This window comes from Chryseobacterium aquifrigidense (genome assembly GCF_006716485.1).
Lineage (GTDB): Bacteria > Bacteroidota > Bacteroidia > Flavobacteriales > Weeksellaceae > Chryseobacterium > Chryseobacterium vietnamense.
Map to the genome: position 1 here is coordinate 1784378 of NZ_VFPD01000001.1, position 16934 is coordinate 1801311.

Below are 16934 nucleotides of genomic sequence, written 5' to 3' on the forward strand. Positions count from 1 at the left end.
TTAAATTAAGCTGTAACGGGTCTTTTTGCAGGAGCATCATCTCTGTCGAAAACTCTGTTGATCACTGCATTTTGGTTTTTCTCAAACATCTTGTGGCTACCTGGAGCTGGAGCACCGCTTGGTACCGGAGCAACGACCTGGATTCCTGTATCTCTGAAGTTTCTCAGGATATAAGACCAAGCCCCCATGTTTTCAGGTTCTTCCTGAGCCCACACTAATTGCTTTCTGTTTTCATACTTATTGAAGATCGCTTCTATAGCATCTGCCTGAAGAGGATACAACTGCTCAAATCTTACTAAAGCAATATTTTCACAGTTCAGTTCTTCTTTCTTCGCTAATAATTCGAAGTACAGTTTACCTGAACAAAGAACTACTTTTTCTACTTTTTTAGGATCCGCTGTAGGATCGTCTAGGATTGGCTGGAATGAACCTGTTGCAAAATCTTCAAGTGGAGAAACCACTTTAGGGTGTCTCAATAAAGATTTAGGGCTCATTACGATCAATGGTTTTCTGAACGCCCATTTCAACTGTCTTCTCAATAAGTGGAAGTAGTTGGCAGGTGAAGTAATGTTGGCTACTACCATGTTTTCGTTAGCACAAAGAGTAAGGAATCTCTCCAATCTTGCTGAAGAGTGCTCAGCTCCCTGTCCTTCTGAACCGTGAGGCAATAACATTACCAATCCGTCCTGAATTTTCCATTTTTCTTCTGCAGCAGCTAAATACTGGTCAACGATAATCTGAGCACCGTTCACGAAATCTCCGAACTGAGCTTCCCAGATGGTTAATGTATTTGGAGACGCCATTGCATATCCGTAATCGAAACCTAGAACACCATATTCTGAAAGGTGAGAGTTGAATACATCAAATCTGTTCTCAGAAACATGTCTTAATGGGATATACTCTTCTTCGGTATCTTCAGTTTTTACCACTGCATGTCTGTGAGAGAATGTTCCTCTTTCCACATCTTCTCCTGAGATTCTTACATTGTGACCTTCTACAAGAAGCGTTGCATAAGCTAACCACTCTCCCAGTGCCCAGTCTAATGAATTTCCTTCAATCGCTTTGATACGGTTATCGAAAAGTCTTGTAATTTTATTGATAAACTTTTTGTCAGCCGGAAGTGTTGACATTTTAATCGCCAGTTCTTTCAGCTTCTCCAAGTCATATTTTGTATCTACCGGTAACTGAACTGCTCCTCTTTTACCAATCGGATAGTTTACCCAGTCTTCAGCCATGAACACGTCCATTACATTTTTCTCGATCTCTTTAGAAGCATCGAAATCTTTATCTAACAGCGCTTTGAATTCCGTTTCCATTTTAGCAATTACATCGTTAGAAGTAACGCTGTCTTTCAATAATTTATCCTTATAAATTTCTCTTGGATTCGGGTGTTTTGAAATGGTTTTATAAAGGTTAGGCTGAGTAAATCTTGGCTCGTCCCCTTCGTTGTGACCATATTTTCTATATCCTAAAAGGTCGATATAAACATCTTTTCCGAATTTTGCTCTGAAGTCAGCTGCAAAGTGGATGGCATGAACAACGGCTTCAGCATCGTCAGCATTTACGTGCATTACAGGAGATTCTGTAACTTTTGCAATGTCTGTACAGTATGTTGAAGATCTTGCATCCATATAGTTAGTTGTAAATGAAACCTGGTTATTCACAACGATATGAACTGTTCCTCCTGTTCTGTATCCTTCTAAAGTCATCATCTGAGCCACTTCGTAAGCAATACCCTGTCCGGCGATAGCCCCGTCACCATGGATGATGATTGGCAATACTTTCGAATAGTCTTTGTATTTGTCGTCTACTTTTGCACGGCAGATACCTTCTACCAAAGCAGCAACTGTTTCAAGGTGAGACGGGTTCGGAGTAAGGTTGATACATACTTCTTCTCCGGAAGCTGTTTTGATCTTTTTAGATGATCCTAAGTGATATTTAACGTCACCTGAAAATACATCTTCTTCAAATTCTTTTCCTTCAAATTCTGAGAAGATCTGCTTGTAAGATTTTCCGAAAATGTTTGTAAGAACATTCAGTCTACCTCTGTGAGCCATTCCTAACACCACTTCATCTACTCCTAACTGAGAAGATCTTGAGATCAGTTGATCTAAAGCCGGGATTAAGGTTTCACCTCCTTCTAATGAGAATCTTTTTTGTCCTACAAATTTTGTGTGAAGGTAGTTTTCAAAAGCAACCGCCTGATTTAATTTTAATAAGATTTCTGTTTTTTCGTTTGCAGAAAGACTTGGATGGTTTTCGTTTACCTGAAGCCATCTTTTGATGAAATCTTTTTCCTCAACATTGTTGATGTGCATGTATTCTACTCCGATAGAATCACAATAGATGCTTTCAAGGTGCTTGATAAGGTCTGCCAAAGTAGCAGGCTCCTTCATTCCTGTTTCTACAGCACAGTTGAATTTTGTATTTAAATCTTCTTTAGAAAGACCGAAATTTTCGATGTCTAAAGTAGGGGTATAATGTCTTCTTTCTCTAACCGGGTTAGTCTTTGTAAAAAGGTGTCCTCTTGTTCTGTAAGCCTCAATAAGGTTTACTACTTTAAATTCTTTCTTGATATGCTCAGGAACTTCTCCATTTGATACTGCCTGAGAAATCTGTTGTTGTACTGCCGGGGCAGCGTTGGCTGAAGCCTGAATAAACTGGGTGTTATCGTCATCTCCGTAGTTCTCCAAAGCAAAATCGAAGCCTTGAAAGAAAGCTTTCCATGATGGTTCTAGAGAGTCCGGGAATTTTAAGTACTGTTGGTATAAATCCTCAATTAACTGAGAATGAGCTGCGTTTAGGAATGAAAATCTGTCCATTATTACAGTTTATCTATTTATTAAAATTTATTTGTAGAATTAATCTTCAAATTTAATAAAAAAAACCGAGTTAGAACAGTCTGAAACCGTTAAAAAAACTTAAGAAAAAATAAATTAAAAAAAAATTACTTATACACTGATAATGAGAGCTTAACATTTACCTCCTGACCTTCCATAGGACGTTCAATAAAGGTCTGGCGGATATCTCCGAAGCGCATCTCGTCTTTTTTGGCTTTCTGAATAAGCTGCTGAATTGCCCGAATTCGCCCCTCGTAGTTCCCTTTGTAGTAAATTACATAGTTTTGAGACGGATTTACGGACCTAAAATTGAAATTATTATCAGACACTCCGATTTTCTTAGAAAGTGGAATTCCGAGGAAATAAGAAACCTCTTTGTCTTTGTAATTATCAGCGTCAGTAATCAGAATCGGGTATCCGAATTCATCATCTCTTTTGCCAAGATCCATCGTTACGAAGTTATAGACTTTGTTATAATTCATCACGATATTTTTGTACAGCGCATCTTTTTTATTTGATGTACTTACATTGATTCCCAACAACAATTTGTCTTCTTCATTTTCCACCATCAGACTGTCATATTTGATGGCTGCCATCTGGTTATCTTTTTCCACTTTATTTCCTAAAGAGTTTTTAAGATTCACCATACTTTTGTTGATATTTTCAGCGAAACGGTCCTCCGTCCAGAAGTTCTCCACTCTTTTCCAGACAGGCAGTTTCGGAGTGTGTACGTACCAGATAATTTTTGTTTTTTCTGCGGAAACAGGTTTGAATTTAACGTCAACCAATGTCGGATTTTCGTTTTCATCCTCAAAAAGCTGATATTTCAATGTTTTATTAAGGTTTTCATACCGGATAAACATTTCTCCATCAGTATCATTTTTAGGATCCACATAGCTGATCGCACTTCCCTGCCCCTCGTAAGGCGTATAATAATCAATATCTATAGACGGTGAGCTGGTAAAAAAATTATTCCATCTTGTAAAATTCTGAAGATTATTAAACTGGGTAAAAACCTTATCCACGGGATAGTCGATCTCTTTTTCAATCGTAAAGTTTTTACTTTCATCCACAAAATAATACATGGAAGCAGCATAAGCTCCCCCCAAAAGAATAATGATTACCGCTAAGATTTTAAAAATACGCATCGCACAAAAATAATACAAATAAAAAGAGTGAACAATATACAGATTGTTTTGAAAAAAAATAATGCATTAAAAAATATTGATTTAATGATTAATATCAAATAATCTGTGGTATGTATGGTATGCATATTGTTTTTTGGAACGACTTAATTTTATTTTTATGAAGAAGTTATGTACATTTCCATTGGTTTTGTTATCATCAGTTGTATTTTCCCAATACTCAATTTCTGAAATCCCACAGGATGGATACCTGAAAGACTTTGATATTGCAGTTGACATCATTCAGAAACAGCATCCAAATCCTTACAGATTCCACAGTAAGGAAATTATTGCCAAAAAAATAGATTCTCTCCGTAATATTGTTAAAAAAGATCCAGGCTATATTAGCCTTCTTATGAACAATCCTACGAGAATCATTGGGGACGGACACAGTTCTTTCAGTGCAGATTCCAATTATTTTGAAAGTATTTTAAGTTCTCTCTATTTTTTCCCTTTGCAGACTTATGTACAGAATGGGCAGCTATTTGTGAACGGATCAAATCCTTATGCTATTGAAGTGGGCAATGAGATTACGGAGATTAACGGTATAAGTTCTAAAGAACTTTTACAGGCTGTTCCTAAAGCCGCAGACGGAAATATAAAAGTGGAAGATATAGATGTGTCTTTTTATATTCCTTTTATTTTAAAAAACCGTACGAATGATTTCTCCTTACGATACAAAACATCTAACGGGGAACAGAAAACCCTGAAAGTGAAGGGTATTAAATATCCCAGATTCTATTATGAAAGCAGGCATTCTGTATTGCCGGTTGATCTGATTTCAGAAAACGCTGGAATTTATGGGTATACAATTGATTCTGATACTTACTACTTATCTGTGAAATCGTTTTCTTATGATGAAAGCTTTTTTTATGAAAGGTTAAAGAAATATTTCCAGGAAATAAAAGATCTGAAAATTAAAAAACTTATTCTGGATATCCGCAACAACCCGGGAGGAGCCATCAGTAATGTTCCCCTGCTGTATTCTTTCATTGCTAAAGATAAAACATTCAATAATGAATACAAATACGGAACTAAGGTTGTTGACATTAACTACAACAATTATCTGGTAGATCCCCAGACCAACCGTTATTATTCTGATAAGGATATTGCCGACCAGAATAATTTCATGAGACAGAGGTTCGATAAAGCAGAAAAAGGAGATTATTATTTTGGAAACTCAAGACTGGATAATACGTATATAAAAAGCTATCCCAGAGATGGTGCATTTTTTGACGGAAAGACTGTATTATTGATCAATAACCGTACTTTTTCTGCGGCCACTTATTTTGCTTCTTTATTTCAAAGTGAAAAAAGAGGCTCAATTGTAGGAAAGGAAACGGGATCCTGCAGCAATTTTACGACTGCAGCATGGTTTCTTACGTACAGACTTCCTCATACCAAGTCCACTATTTCTATTCCTAGAACAGAAATATTCTTCAACAGTGATGATAAGGAAAATGTTGCCAACTGTAAGGGTGTAATTCCTGATCAAACGGTGAACACCCAATTTTTCTTACAGGCATTAAAAGAACACAAAGATCCGGAGCTGGAATATTCATTGACCTTATTTTCCAAATAAAATCATGATAAACAAAAAAAAGAAACCTGTTTAGGTTTCTTTTTTTATATACTTATTATAAAGTGTATGATTTAAAGAGAAATGTATATTTGTACTCTTATATTCACGATTTATCCTATATGTGTTCCCGGTGCAATCACAGCGCCTTTCTTCACTACCACAATCCCATCCTGAACAGAATAGGTTCCATAATCTCCATCCGGAATATGTTTTCCACCGATGATTTTCACATTGTCTCCGATGTAACAGTTTTTATCAAGGATTGCTTTTTCTATATAGCAGTATTTTCCAATTCCCATATTCGGACGTCCTCCCCTGTCGTTGATAACAATTTCCTTTGTATTCTGGTAGAAATCAGCTCCCATCACATAGGAATTCACGATGGTACTTCCTTTGTCAATTCTGGTTCTGTTTCCAATCACTGAATTTTCAATTTTATCTGCCATAATGATGCATCCATCTCCAAAAACAGCCTTACTGACGTATGATCCGTTGATTTTTGAAGGCGGAAGCATTCTTGCTCTGGTATAGATTGGAGAGGATGAAAACAGATTAAACTGCGGCAGGTCCAGACAAAGGTCAAGATTGGCTTCGTAGAAAGATTCTATGGTTCCGATATCTGTCCAGTAGCCTTCATATTGATAGCTTAATGTTTTGTATTTTCCAATGGAACTTGGAATGATATCTTTTCCGAAATCATCACCTGCTCCTTCATCAAACATCTTTTTAAGGATATTCTTGGTGAAAATATAAATTCCCATGGAAGCCAGAAACTCTTTTCCGGTATGTTTATTCTCTTCTGAAACTTCAGATTTCATACCTTCCAGCATATCATAACCGGGTTTTTCATGAAAAGAGGTAATATTTCCTTCATCATCAGATTTTAAGATTCCAAAACCTGTGGCATCTTTTGCGTTGACCGGAATAGTAGCAATGGTAAGATCGCCTCCGTTTTCAATATGAAAATCGAGCATTTCCCTGAAATCCATCTGATACAACTGATCTCCTGAAAGAATAAGAATATAGTCATAATCATATTTTTCAAGGTGCTTCATCGACTGGCGTACGGCATCTGCTGTTCCCTGATACCAGCTGTCATTTTCTACATTCTGCTCGGCTGCAAGAATATCAACGAAGCCTTTGCTGAAGATATCAAAGTGATAAGAATTCTTAATATGTGAATTGAGGGAAGCAGAATTAAACTGCGTTAGCACCAGAATTTTATTCAATCCTGAATTCAAGCAGTTTGAGATAGGAATATCTACCAGTCTGTATTTTCCTGCAATAGGAACAGCCGGTTTTGATCTGGTATACGTTAACGGGAATAATCTTGTTCCTCTGCCTCCTCCTAAAACAATAGAGATTACATTTCGATTCATAAATATCTTGCGTTTTATTTTATTAAGTTTACTGTTCTGTTCTTAGTGTTTACTGCTACTTTAAAGCATTCTTTATTTTCATATTTCAGGTCTGAATTAGCTATTGTCACTTCATACGCTCCCTGGTTATCAAGTTCTTTAACTTGTTTATTAACATTATCAATAGGAATATTATGGTCTCTCAATTTGTTTCTGAACATTTTATTGACAATCAGAACATCCATTACGTCTGCGCTTCTCATCACAAAATCTTCTAAATCCTTATGATATTTTGCTTCCCAGCCTTTACCATATTTCTTTGTAATAGCGGCCAGTGTATTTTTATTCGCTCTGTTTATCTTTTTTCCCAATTCATCATCAATAATACATCCACCGGCATGTACCGTTTTTATTTTCCATTTCTCAGAAATACCATTGGCAGCTTCTTCACCGTACTTATCTTTAAGACCTGATCCGTATAACCAAAAATAGCCATTACGAAGCCCGTCATCTTCTTTTTTACAGGAAGAAATTAGAATTATGATGGATAGAAAGGAAAAAAACTTTTTCATGTTTAGCTATTATATAAAGCTATGTATTTTTCTGCAGATTTCTCCCATGCAAAATCAAAATTCATATTGGCATGGATAAGATCTTCCATCACTCCCTTTTGATTATAAATTGCCATTGCCCTGTTCATCGCATGTACAACGTCATCTACTCCGGGATACGTAAAGTTCAGTCCCGCGCCACCGGTTGAAATATCTTCCACGGTATCTCTCAGACCGCCCGTAAATCTTACTACGGGAACGGTTCCATATCTCATGGAGTACATTTGGTTCAGTCCGCACGGTTCTACTCTTGAAGGCATCAGAAGGAAATCTGCCGAGGCGTAGATTTTGTGGGAAAGATGTTCTTTATATCCCAGATCCAATGCAAAATTGGTGTAGGTATAATCATATTCTTTCAGCTTATTTTCAATATAGGTATTTCCTGATCCGAGAATCATAATATTTAAAGCACCATAGCTCTGCTTAATGCTTCGCCATACAACATCCGGCAGCAGGTCTGCACCTTTCTCTGTTGCGAATCTTCCGATAAAGGCAAATAAAGGAAGTTCAGGTTTCAATCCATATTCTTTACAGAGGTTTTCTTTATTTTTTTTCTTTTGAGCTACTGCATTTGTACTGTTAAAATTAAAATCAAGCATCGGATCGGTTTCGGGATTCCATACTTCTGTATCAATACCATTTATAATTCCATATGCCTTTCCGAATTCCTGACGAACCAGGCTTTCGAGTCCGCGGAAGCTGATAAAAAGTTCTTCAAGATATCCTTCCGAAACGGTGGTAAAAGCATCGGCACATTTGATCATACTGGCCAGAGGATTCATCAGTCCGTTCCAATCCATCAGTCCCCATTTGTAGGTATCGAAAGAAGGCATATACTGTGCCATTGTCCAGCTCATCATTCCCTGATATTCTCCGTTATGAATAGTTCCTATTGTTTTTACTCCTTTTAAGAATCCGAATTCCGGACAATTTTCCACCATAAAAGGAACCAAACCTGTATGATAATCATGGCAATGCAGTACATCCGGACGGATTTCCATGGCACAAAGCCAATGCAGTACTCCATGCTGAAAAGCCAGAAACTGGAAACTTTCATCCTGATACCCATAAGGATTGTCTCTATCCAGCAATCCGGGAATTCTTACCATATACAGTTCAAATCCCAAAACATTTGTCTTTTCTTTCAATACCTGAACCTGAAGCATATTAGCTCCCTGATGGATAAAGCCATCAAAAACAACATCGAATTCATGATCATGAATAAAAGGTTTATTGTACCAGGGCATCACTACTTTTGCCTCTATTCCTTTTATTTTATTCTGATATTTTGGTAACGCTCCCACCACATCTGCCAGACCTCCTACTTTTGCTACGGGATAACATTCTGTACTTAAATGATAAACAACCATTCTTTATCTCTTATGTTTAATTCTGTGTAATTTATACTTTTTATCTTTCTTCTGTCTTAAAATAATTCCGGCCAATGGGGGCAGCTTCACCGTCATTGTTTTTGTATACCCTCTCCATTCTTCATACTTCTCGTCCAGGATTTCAGGCACGACACCACTTCCACTGTATTTTTCATCATCCGAATTTAAAATAACTTCCCAGTGTGTTCCTGCAGGAATCCCGATTTTATAATCCAGAACTTTTGGTGCCAGGTTTAAAGCCACCATCAGGACATCTTCTTTCTTTTTTCCTTTTCTGAGGTATACATACACCGAGTTTTCCAGATCATCTGCTTCCACCCATTCAAAACCGTGTTTATCAAACTGATTTTCATAAAAAGCAGTTTCTGATCTGTACAGATGATTCAGGTCTTTCACTATATCCTGCATTCCTTTGTGGACAGGATATTTCAGCAAATGCCAGTCCAGGCTTCGGGTAAAATTCCATTCACTGGTCTGCCCGAACTCATCCCCCATAAAAAGCAGCTTGGCTCCGGGATGGGTGTACATATAAACATATAAGGTACGGAGATTAGCAAATTTCTGCCATTCATCGCCTTTCATTTTATAGATAAGACTTGCTTTTCCGTGTACTACTTCATCGTGTGACAAAGGCATCATATAATTTTCATTATACATATACATGGAAGCAAAAGTCAGCTTATGATGATGGAATTTACGGTTAACAAAATCTTCTTTGAAATAGTCCAGTGTATCATGCATCCATCCCATCATCCATTTCATTCCAAATCCTACGCCACCGTCATGAACAGGTTTTGTAAGCATGGGAAAATCTGAACTTTCTTCCGCTATGGTGATGATATTATCTCCAAATTCTTTATAAACAGCTGTATTAAATTCCTGTAGGAAAGTTTTAGCCTCCAGATTTACATTGGTTCCATATATATTAGGTTCCCATTCCCCTTCGTTTCTTGAATAATCAAGATGAAGCATTGAGGTTACGGCATCCACACGCAATCCGTCTGCATGATAACGGTCCAGCCAGAACATTGCATTGGAGATCAGAAAAGATTTCACTTCATTTCTTCCGTAATTGAAAATATAGGACTTCCAATCCGGATGAAACCCTTTTCGCGGATCTTCGTGTTCGTACAGATAAGATCCGTCAAAGCGATGAAGACCATTGGCATCTCCCGGAAAATGGGACGGAACCCAATCCAGAATAACGCCTATACTATTTTTATGAAGTTCATCAATAAGAAACATCAGATCCTGCGGTGAACCAAAGCGAGAGGTTGCTGCATAAAAACCGGTGATCTGATATCCCCAGCTGGGTTCGTAAGGATATTCCATTACGGGCATAAATTCCACATGGGTAAATCCCATTTCTTTTATATAGGGAACCAGTTTTTTGGCAATATCTCTATAGTTTAAAAAACGTTGAGGCTGATCATCTTCTCTTACCCAGGAGCCCAAATGCAGTTCATATACGGATATCGGGGCTTCCAGCCTGTTTGTTTTCCATCGGTTATCCATCCACTCCTGGTCATTCCACTCATACCATGTGGTAGAAACCAGGGAAGCTGCCTGAATATTCTGTTCCCAGCTTACCGCATAAGGATCACTTTTTTCCAGAATTTCGCCTCCTTGTGTTTCAATAGCATATTTGTATAATGTTCCCCAGGTTAATCCTTCAATAAATCCTTCCCAAATCCCTGACTCATCCCATCTTGGAAACAAAATATGATCTTTGTGATTCCAGTTGTTAAAGTTTCCAATCACAGAAACTTTCTTTGCATTGGGTGCCCAAACAGAAAAATATACGCCCTTTACGCCATCTTTTTCAGCAGAATGCGCCCCAAATTTGCCATACAGCTTATAATGTCTACCTTCTTTGAAAAGGTACACATCATGATCGGTGAAAAGCGTGTAGGTCTTAACAGAATTCATCAAGATCAGTTTGTATTTATATTTTCCCTGAAACTACGAAAAATACTGACAATAGCGATGAATTATTCATCAAATAATTGTCAAGATCATTCCGTGTTTTGTCTATCTATCAAATATATCATTTTTTAACTCACATTTTTATGATTTCAAAACAATCTTTTTTTATAAATTTAACATCAATATTTTATTAAACACAACGATGAGGTTTGAACTTTATACAGCAGAAATAGACGACAGACCGGTATTTATTACCGGAAATTTCAACAGCTGGAATCCTAAAGATTATAATTTTCAGCTTAAACAAACTGATACATCCAATTATTGTATAGAAATTGAAGATCAGGTTCTTCCTGATGATATTGAATATAAATTCACAAAGGGAGGTTGGGAAAATGTAGAACTGGACCAGTATGGCAATATCACACCCAACCGGAAAGTAAAAAAATCTGCAGGTAAAACAGCTGACTCTGTAGAAAAATGGAGACTGAACTGGGGCCCGTTCAAAGAAGAATATTATCCAATAGCAGAAGTTATTTCCGAAAATTTTTACATTCCACAGCTTGACCGTTACCGTAAGGTTTGGGCACTCCTTCCCTACGACTATCACAACACGGATAAACGATATCCTGTTTTATACCTTCAGGACGCACAAAATCTGTTCAATGAAGGAAGCGGTTTCGGAAATTGGGAAATTGACAAAAAACTATCCATCCTTGCAGAATACGGCCGTGGTGATCTTATCATCATTGCGATAGAACATGGCAGCGAGGAAAGAATTAAAGAATATATTTTTGATAATGATCGTGTAGCCAACGGTTCTGAAGGAAAAAAATACATCCGCTTTATTGCAGATACTTTAAAGCCTTTTGTGGACGAAAATTACAGAACAAAAAAAGACCGCGACAATACCGGAATCGGGGGCAGCTCATTGGGGGCGCTTATCAGTATATACAGTGGATTTCTTTACCCTGAAGTGTATTCCAAACTTTTGATATTCTCGCCTTCGCTTTGGGTAGAACCGAATAACAACTTTCCGATGATGAATTTCCGGGTTCCGTTTAAAACTAAAATTTATCTTTACGGCGGAGGTCAGGAAGGCTCTAAAATGGTCAAAAGAATTCATATTTTTGAAGAATATCTGAAAAGATGGGAAGAAAAAAAACTTTTTGATTTTGAATTTAAAACCAACATCAATCCTGAAGGCACTCACAATGAATTTTATTGGTCACAGGAATTCCCAAGAGCTATTGAATGGCTGTTCTATGATAATACAGAAAATCCTGTAGAAGTAAAACCACAACAACAAAGCATTAAAAACTAAATCTATAAACCGTTGCAGAAAATTCAGGCAGTCAAGAACAAATGAAGGCAGCGGTAAAAATGAATTTAGACAATATAACATCTATTTATGAAACTAATCAATAAAAAAAACAAAAATTACACTCAGGTTTTTCACCTCTTTACTGAGGAAGAATGGACAAAAACCGGTAAAAATTTCAATAAAAACATTTCCACTTTTTTCACAGGAAAGAAATATGAAGTCTTTGTCAATGCCCATGAAGAAGGGATTACGTACTTCATTGGATTAGGAAAATCTACTTTACAAAATTTTGAAATCCAACAGGCGGCAGCGAGGTTTTCACAGTCTCAAAAAGAAAAACTTCAGGCTGTACCTACATTAGCACTTGCTGATTTCATGAATGAAAAGCAGTTTGAAGAATTTGTAAAAGGACTGTTAACAGGAACTTACAACTATCCTTTTGATAAAAAACATGCGTTTTGGAATGCCAAATTTGAATTGCATTTTGAAAATTTAAGCCAGAAAAAGCTTGATCATATCAGCCAGAAAGCAGAAGCTCTGATTAACGGACAGTCTGCCTGCCAGGACTGGCTCAATAAACCAGCCAATCTTAAAAAACCGGATATCTTAAGCACATACCTTAAAAATCTGGCTAAAAAATATGACTTAAAATACTCTGCTTTTAACAGAAAAAAATGTGAAGAGCTTGGATTAAGCGCTTATCTTTCTGTGAACCAAGGCAGTGCTTATGATGCAGCGTTCACTATTTTAGAATATAAAACGACTGTAAAAAATGCCAAAACTTTCGGATTGGTAGGAAAATGTATTTTGTTTGATACGGGAGGAATATCAATAAAAAGCTCTGCCAATCTGCACTATATGAAATCTGATATGGGTGGAGCTACCGCTGTTTTGGGAACGTTAATCTATGCCGCTGAAATGCAGCTTCCGGTCAATATTATTGCCGTTCTGCCTATTACAGATAATGCTGTTTCTGAAAAGGCGCTTCTTCCAAGTGACGTCATCACAGCCTACAACAAAAAAACCATTGAAGTGCTTGATACTGATGCTGAAGGCAGGCTGATTCTTGCAGACGGATTATCTTATCTTGCTAAAAACTACAAAACCGATTTCCTTATTGACCTGGCTACTTTAACAGGAAGCTCGGTAAGAATGTTCGGAGACACCTGCGCTGCGATGTTCTCCAATAATGAAGAACTTAAAAACAACCTGATTAAAACCGGAGATCAGACCAATCAGAGGGTTTGGAATCTTCCTTTATGGGACGTCTGGAAAGATGATATCCAGTCTGATGTAGCAGACATGAAAAACATCTCTCTAAAGCCTGTGGGAGACTGTATTATTGCCGCAAAATTCCTGGAGCAATTCATTGAAAATCACCCTAAATGGGCACATTTAGATATTGCAGGGGTAGCCTTTGGAAGTGTGGGTTATGCCAAAGAAAAAGCAGCCACTGGTTTTGGAGTTCAACTCCTTGTGAATTTAATCGAAAATTATCACTAAAAATTAGTTTTTTACAAAAAAACTCTGTATAATTGATTAGTGAATTTTCAAAAATGCACGATATTTTATTTTTTAATATTAATAAAATAACATATAAATGCTTTTATTTTTGAAAATTCACTAATTCTTAAAAAACATTATATGGAGAAGAAAACCATTGTGTGTATTTCGTGCTATTACAAAGGCTACGATTTTATGGACGAAATGAAAAAGCTCGGCAATAAAATCATCCTTGTAACCTCCGAAAACCTCAAAGAAAAAAACTGGCCCTGGCATGCTATTGATGAAACATTCTATATGCCTGAGCTAAAGCCATCCGTATGGAATCTGGAACACCTTATTCAGGGATTTTCCCACCTGATGAAAACCAGAAAAGTAGATGCTGTAGTGGCTTTGGATGATTATGATGTTGAAAAAGCTGCATTAATCAGGGAAACATTCCGTATTCCCGGAATGGGACAGACCACCCACCGATATTTCAGAGATAAACTTGCTATGCGGCAGAAAGCAAAAGGTTCCGGGATTAGCGTCCCTGAATTTACTGCTGTATTCAATGATCATGAAGTGGAAGAATTTACAGACCGCGTTCCTGCCCCATGGGTACTGAAACCCCGGTCTGAAGCATCAGCATCAGGAATCAAAAAGATCACCTCCAAAGAACAGCTTCATGAAGCCCTGGAAACTTTGGGAGAAGAACGTCATCTTTTTTTACTGGAGAGTTTTAAACCCGGAGATGTTTACCATGTGGACAGCCTTACTTTTAACAAGAAAATAGTGTTTACTTCTGCCTCAAAATATCTTGCACCTCCTATGCAGGTTTCTCATGAAGGCGGTGTTTTCAGATCCAAGACTTTAGGAAGATATTCCGAGGAGTTTAAAGCATTGGAAGAAATAAATGCCAGAGTTCTTTCCAATTTCGGACTTGTCAACGGAGCCACCCATACAGAATTCATCAGGGGAAAAGAAGATGGAAAATGGTATTTCCTTGAAACGTCATCCAGAGTTGGGGGAGCTCATATTCCCGACCTCGTTGAGGCCTCAAGCGGCATCAATATCTGGAGGGAATGGGCAAAAATTGAAGATGCTCTTTTAAGAGGCCACGATTACAGTGTTTCTCCGCCTACAGGCTATTATTCAGGTTTGATTGTTGCCCTGATTAAAGATAAAGAACCGAATTACAGTACTTTTGAATGTGAAGAGGTAGTCAAATTTCTTCCCATAGATTATCATGTTGGAATTGTTTACAAATCCGGAGATGCCTCCGTTGTACAGGACAGACTGGATGCTGCAGCAGAAATAATCCATACTGACATGCTGAATATTCTACCTCCGAAAAGTAATAAATTGAGTTCTTAAAAATAACGCGTGACATTGATATTCAAAATGTTATTGAATTCATAATATATAATCTGATCCAAGATTCTCTACTAAAATGTAATTTAGAAAGATCAACTAAACAAGGAAAAATGCCTCACATAGAACATACAGAGTATTATTCAAATATATTGGGAACAAGTCTCAAGGTAGAAGTGACCGGGCATTACGGACATCCTATCATTATGTTTCCAACTTCCCAGGGACAGTATACCCAGAATCATGATTTTCATCTCAATGGAAGCATCAACTGGTTTATAGAACAGGGAAAAGTAAAGCTTTATAATGTACAGACCATCGACAGCTGGAGTTTTTATGATGAAAACATAGCTCCTCAGCAAAGAATAAGGAACTACGAACGGTATGTACAGTTTCTGATCAAGGAATTTGTTCCTTATATCCAAAAACTTCATAAAACCCATCGTGTGGCCGTAGCAGGAGCCAGTTTCGGAGGCTATCATGCTGCTAATTTCGCTTTCAGATTTCCGGATGTAGTTTCTCATCTGTTTTGCCTTTCGGGAGCCTTCAGCATAAGGAATTTTATGGACGGCTATTCTGATGATCTGGTATACTTCAACTGCCCGAGGGAATTTGTACGAAATGATGAAGCCTGGAAGTACAAACATATGCATATTGTACTGAGTACTTCTGATCAGGATATCTGCAAGGATAAAAATATGGAAATGGCTGAAATTCTGAGAATAAAAGGCATAGAATTCTGGTATGATGAAAGAAAATGGATAGGCCACGACTGGCCGTTATGGAGAATGGTCTTCCCAACCTTTATAGGAGCATTTTTCTCTTAAAACAATAAAAAGACAAATAGAAAAAATATACCACACCTTAAAAACAAAAATTATGACAAAAAAAGTAGGAATTCTTTTCGGTATGGAAGACACTTTTCCCTGGGCATTCATAGACAAAGTAAATGAACTGGGAGGTGGAAATATCATAGCTGAACCCGTTACTATTGATAAATTAGAACAGGGAGCAGATTATGGCTATGCAGTAATCATCGACAGAATTTCACAGGACGTTCCCTTTTACAGAGCGTATTTAAAAAATGCAGCCCTTAACGGCACTTATGTCATCAATAATCCATTCTGGTGGAGTGCTGATGAGAAGTTTTTCAACAATGCCCTGATGTCCAAACTGGGAATTCCACTTCCTAAAACCGTTCTGCTTCCATCCCATGAAAGACCGGACAATACTTCAGAAACATCATTCAGAAACCTTAAATTTCCGCATGACTGGGAATATATCTTTAATTATGTAGGATTTCCCGCATACATGAAGCCTCATGACGGCGGCGGCTGGAAAAATGTTTACAGAGTGGAAAATCCGGATGATCTTTGGAACAAACTGGGAGAAACCGAGCAGCTGGTGATGATGGTACAGGAGGAAATTATTTTCGATGATTACTACAGAGTGTACTGCCTGGGCCAAAAATATGTCCATATCATGCCTTATGAGCCGAGAAATGCGCCTCATTTAAGATATGCTACCACTCATCAGACACAAGGTGAAGAACTTGAAAAATTACTGAAGACCATTCATGATTATACGATTAAAATGAATCAGGCTTTAGGATACGATTTCAACACCGTGGAATTTGCTGTAAGAGACGGTATTCCTTATGCCATCGATTTCTGCAACCCGGCTCCTGACGCAGACCGGAATTCTGTAGGAGAAGAAAATTTTGCATGGATTATAGAGCATGCTGCCAAACTGGCTATAGAAAAAGCTAAAGAGTATGTTCAGGGGAAACCCAATATTGCCTGGGGAACCTTCGTGAAAGATTCCATAAAATAATATTGAAAAAAAAATTAAAAAACACAAAA

12 protein-coding genes are annotated in these 16934 nt (G+C 37.5%); 6 read left to right on the forward strand and 6 right to left on the reverse strand.

Annotation, left to right across the window (positions count from 1 at the left end):
- Window positions 1–5: 5 nt before the first annotated feature.
- Together FB551_RS07945 and FB551_RS07950 are read right to left on the reverse strand one after the other, a co-directional pair.
- Window positions 6–2822: a 2-oxoglutarate dehydrogenase E1 component gene (locus FB551_RS07945; protein WP_142016575.1), complete on the reverse strand. Its 2817-nt coding sequence runs from the start codon at window positions 2820–2822 to the stop codon at window positions 6–8.
- 125 nt (window positions 2823–2947) lie between these two features.
- A complete protein-coding gene (locus FB551_RS07950) occupies window positions 2948–3988 on the reverse strand; it encodes an SRPBCC domain-containing protein (protein ID WP_047429752.1) in 1041 nt (346 codons plus the stop codon).
- Between the two features lie 157 nt (window positions 3989–4145).
- Here FB551_RS07950 and FB551_RS07955 point away from each other — a divergent pair, with 157 nt between their 5' ends.
- Complete coding sequence (locus tag FB551_RS07955; RefSeq protein WP_047429749.1) at window positions 4146–5606, forward strand: S41 family peptidase; 1461 nt, start codon at window positions 4146–4148, stop codon at window positions 5604–5606.
- 110 nt (window positions 5607–5716) lie between these two features.
- Here the strand turns inward: FB551_RS07955 and FB551_RS07960 are convergent, their stop codons facing one another.
- Genes FB551_RS07960 through glgB form a run of 4 tightly spaced genes read right to left on the reverse strand, consistent with a single transcriptional unit; the run spans window position 5717 to window position 10895 of the window.
- Window positions 5717–6985, reverse strand: coding sequence for a glucose-1-phosphate adenylyltransferase (locus FB551_RS07960; protein ID WP_047429746.1), 1269 nt, complete (start codon window positions 6983–6985; stop codon window positions 5717–5719).
- Window positions 6986–6999: 14 nt separating this feature from the next.
- Window positions 7000–7536, reverse strand: a complete 537-nt coding sequence (locus tag FB551_RS07965; protein ID WP_142016578.1) for an FEKKY domain-containing protein — start codon at window positions 7534–7536, stop codon at window positions 7000–7002.
- A gap of 2 nt (window positions 7537–7538) precedes the next feature.
- Window positions 7539–8945, reverse strand: a complete 1407-nt coding sequence (locus FB551_RS07970; protein WP_142016581.1) for a glycogen synthase — start codon at window positions 8943–8945, stop codon at window positions 7539–7541.
- 3 nt (window positions 8946–8948) lie between these two features.
- The gene (gene glgB / locus FB551_RS07975; protein ID WP_185150207.1) at window positions 8949–10895 is read right to left on the reverse strand and encodes a 1,4-alpha-glucan branching protein GlgB; all 1947 of its coding nucleotides are present in this window, start codon (window positions 10893–10895) and stop codon (window positions 8949–8951) included.
- Window positions 10896–11094: 199 nt separating this feature from the next.
- Here glgB and FB551_RS07980 point away from each other — a divergent pair, with 199 nt between their 5' ends.
- The 5 genes from FB551_RS07980 (at window position 11095) to FB551_RS08000 (ending at window position 16905) form a co-directional block, all read left to right on the forward strand.
- Window positions 11095–12216 carry an alpha/beta hydrolase gene (locus FB551_RS07980; RefSeq protein ID WP_047429734.1) on the forward strand — a complete coding sequence of 374 codons (1122 nt, stop codon included), beginning with the start codon at window positions 11095–11097 and terminating at the stop codon, window positions 12214–12216.
- A gap of 87 nt (window positions 12217–12303) precedes the next feature.
- Window positions 12304–13719, forward strand: coding sequence for a leucyl aminopeptidase family protein (locus FB551_RS07985; protein WP_142016587.1), 1416 nt, complete (start codon window positions 12304–12306; stop codon window positions 13717–13719).
- A 141-nt stretch (window positions 13720–13860) separates the two neighbouring features.
- The gene (locus tag FB551_RS07990; protein ID WP_142016590.1) at window positions 13861–15075 is read left to right on the forward strand and encodes an ATP-grasp domain-containing protein; all 1215 of its coding nucleotides are present in this window, start codon (window positions 13861–13863) and stop codon (window positions 15073–15075) included.
- Window positions 15076–15185: 110 nt separating this feature from the next.
- On the forward strand, window positions 15186–15899 hold the full coding sequence (locus FB551_RS07995; RefSeq protein ID WP_142016593.1) for an alpha/beta hydrolase-fold protein: 714 nt from the start codon (window positions 15186–15188) through the stop codon (window positions 15897–15899).
- A gap of 52 nt (window positions 15900–15951) precedes the next feature.
- Window positions 15952–16905 (forward strand): ATP-grasp domain-containing protein, encoded by a 954-nt coding sequence (locus FB551_RS08000; RefSeq protein ID WP_142016596.1) that lies wholly within the window; start codon window positions 15952–15954, stop codon window positions 16903–16905.
- Window positions 16906–16934 lie beyond the last annotated feature (29 nt).

Excerpts from the sequence above, each read along its gene's own strand:
- FB551_RS07955 (WP_047429749.1), top strand. The coding sequence starts at position 4,146 with ATGAAGAAGTTATGTACATTTCCATTGGTTTTGTTATCATCAGTTGTA.
- FB551_RS07965 (WP_142016578.1), bottom strand. The coding sequence starts at position 7,536 with ATGAAAAAGTTTTTTTCCTTTCTATCCATCATAATTCTAATTTCTTCC.
- FB551_RS07985 (WP_142016587.1), top strand. The coding sequence starts at position 12,304 with ATGAAACTAATCAATAAAAAAAACAAAAATTACACTCAGGTTTTTCAC.
- FB551_RS07990 (WP_142016590.1), top strand. The coding sequence starts at position 13,861 with ATGGAGAAGAAAACCATTGTGTGTATTTCGTGCTATTACAAAGGCTAC.
- FB551_RS07995 (WP_142016593.1), top strand. The coding sequence starts at position 15,186 with ATGCCTCACATAGAACATACAGAGTATTATTCAAATATATTGGGAACA.
- FB551_RS07945 (WP_142016575.1), bottom strand. The coding sequence starts at position 2,822 with ATGGACAGATTTTCATTCCTAAACGCAGCTCATTCTCAGTTAATTGAG.
- FB551_RS08000 (WP_142016596.1), top strand. The coding sequence starts at position 15,952 with ATGACAAAAAAAGTAGGAATTCTTTTCGGTATGGAAGACACTTTTCCC.
- FB551_RS07970 (WP_142016581.1), bottom strand. The coding sequence starts at position 8,945 with ATGGTTGTTTATCATTTAAGTACAGAATGTTATCCCGTAGCAAAAGTA.
- FB551_RS07980 (WP_047429734.1), top strand. The coding sequence starts at position 11,095 with ATGAGGTTTGAACTTTATACAGCAGAAATAGACGACAGACCGGTATTT.
- glgB (WP_185150207.1), bottom strand. The coding sequence starts at position 10,895 with ATGAATTCTGTTAAGACCTACACGCTTTTCACCGATCATGATGTGTAC.
- FB551_RS07960 (WP_047429746.1), bottom strand. The coding sequence starts at position 6,985 with ATGAATCGAAATGTAATCTCTATTGTTTTAGGAGGAGGCAGAGGAACA.
- FB551_RS07950 (WP_047429752.1), bottom strand. The coding sequence starts at position 3,988 with ATGCGTATTTTTAAAATCTTAGCGGTAATCATTATTCTTTTGGGGGGA.